3 protein-coding genes are annotated in these 1890 nt (G+C 50.1%); 1 reads left to right on the top strand and 2 read right to left on the bottom strand.

Translation table 11 applies throughout. The features are described 5' to 3' along the window. Positions 1 to 215: 215 nt before the first annotated feature. Positions 216 to 731, top strand: a complete 516-nt coding sequence (locus A6X21_RS01000) for an SMI1/KNR4 family protein (RefSeq protein WP_165603642.1) — start codon at positions 216 to 218, stop codon at positions 729 to 731. Positions 732 to 806: 75 nt separating this feature from the next. Here A6X21_RS01000 and A6X21_RS00995 read toward each other — a convergent pair whose 3' ends face one another. Both A6X21_RS00995 and A6X21_RS24940 read right to left on the bottom strand, forming a co-directional pair. Next, positions 807 to 1682: a transporter gene (locus A6X21_RS00995; RefSeq protein ID WP_068845392.1), complete on the bottom strand. Its 876-nt coding sequence runs from the start codon at positions 1680 to 1682 to the stop codon at positions 807 to 809. Between the two features lie 5 nt (positions 1683 to 1687). Further along, positions 1688 to 1890: hypothetical protein (locus A6X21_RS24940; RefSeq protein ID WP_205847358.1), on the bottom strand; the 203-nt coding region annotated here is incomplete at its 5' end.

The raw sequence follows: 1890 nt of genomic DNA, 5'->3' as shown, positions 1-1890 counted from the left end.
TGTGCCAAACCCAACGCCGCCAAGGAGAAAGACTGCTCAACTCCTGCTGAGAAAATCGTGGACGGCGTTGTGTGCCATGCTTGCGGCTCTGAGCAAGCATGCTCTGCCAATCGAACAAAAGAACTGAATAAGAGGCAAGGCAGGCGGGAGCCTGCCCTTCAGCTAGATGTTAAGCATATAGGTTCAACATCAGATCTCCGACGAAGATTCTAATGATGGCAAACGAACACATTTCCAAACTGGGGGCTAAACTGCTTGGACAAAAGTCCAATGACTTGGAAGAAGCAATCAAATCAGCGGAGCGGGTTGTTCCGATGACGCCCAATTATCGAGAGATACTACTAGAATTCGGTGGGGCAATCTGGTTTGATCATGGTGCGAGATACAAGCCACATACACCCAATCCATTCACTAAAAAAGATGGATATAACAACCTTGAGATTCTTTTTGGCTTGGGAAATGACAAGAACAGCATTGAGCAGAAGGCCTCACAATACAAAGATGAGCTACCACCTTCATTTGTTCCCATTGGTGAGTCGTCAGGTGGAAACCTGGTTTGTGTAAATAGTGATGCTTCTGTTCATTTTTGGGATCACGAAAGTCAGCGAAATGAAGGGACTTGGCGTATTGCGGCGTCCATTGATGAGTTCTTGAAGCGGCTCGAGCCTGATGATTCTGGAATTGGCAGCACCGAAGGAATCATCGAATCGGAGTCATTTCTTGACTTCTAGCTATTTCAATTCAGCCTCTTTCAGTTGTGGATGAGCTGTAAGGCAAGGCGATCCGGGAGCCTGCCCTGCTTCTCACTAGAATCGCCAGCCGGCACCGACATTCGAGAAGAATCGTGCTGAATCGCCGTTGAGGCCCCAACCCACTCGAATTCCGATTTCCAGATCTGGTGTGATGAGATAGTGGATACCCGGGCTGATGTATTGTGAGGTCTGCGCTGTTGCCTGCTGATCTGAGAAGATGCCAAAGTATTCGAGATGGGCTTTATATTTTGTTCCGACAGGAACTTTGAGCACCACCGACGGCGCCCACAGGTTGAAATGATCTTCTTCTTCGGCGGTGGCTGAATAGCGCATAGCGGCGTCAATCGTCCATTCATTGGGCAACTCCCAGCCCACCACGTAACACAGTGTGAACTGTGTCGTATTCAGACTCCCGGATGTCGGAGTATTGGCCTGCACAATGAGCGAGGATTGAGGCAGCCATGCGGCCTGTTCGTTCACAAACAGCTTCAATCCATAGAGCAGATCTCCGTCGTTCTCGATCTCATCAACCAGAGGTTCTTCCTCGATGAACGAAGAATTCCCACTGACGGAACCGCCACCACCCGTCTCGTAGTTCCATCCCAGCCGGATTTCCAGGCGGTCGCTCACGCCATATCGAACCAGTAATTCCGGGAAACTGTGTGTCTCCCGGCTGGAGGGATTATCAATGAACGAGTAAGCCGCTTCGACAATCGTTTTGTGGTGACCAACGACTGTCGTCGCCGGTGTAAATGAGTCGCGATCGGTTTCGATTTCATCGCCAGAAGTTGGACTGAAAACAATCGACGGATCTGCCAGCAAAGAGCGGTCAAAAAAACTCGTTTCCTGGGCTGATGCGCATTTCAACCAACCCGCCAGAGTCAGCAGAACGAGGGTCAATGCTGTCCATCGTAAGGAATTTGCGAGCATTCCAGTCACTCACTGAAGAGACGAGCTGCCAACACGCAGACGTTCAAGGATAGACCATTCCACACACTTGAGCGGGCCTCATCCATCGAGCGGCAAATTCTGCCGAAAACAGGCTGAGCCTGATGAAATCGAAGAATCACCTTGAGCTGAATATCCGCGGGCAAAATGGCCTGCAGTTCAGCGATTCTCTCTTTAATCTCATGCACCA

This window comes from Planctopirus hydrillae (assembly GCF_001707835.1).
GTDB classification, from domain to species: Bacteria; Planctomycetota; Planctomycetia; order Planctomycetales; family Planctomycetaceae; genus Planctopirus; species Planctopirus hydrillae.
The sequence above is the reverse complement of the archived record's forward strand: the minus strand, read 5'-3'. Positions and strand labels throughout refer to the sequence as shown.

Coding starts and splice junctions, on each gene's coding strand:
- A6X21_RS00995 (WP_068845392.1), bottom strand. CDS start 1,682: ATGCTCGCAAATTCCTTACGATGGACAGCATTGACCCTCGTTCTGCTG.
- A6X21_RS01000 (WP_165603642.1), top strand. CDS start 216: ATGGCAAACGAACACATTTCCAAACTGGGGGCTAAACTGCTTGGACAA.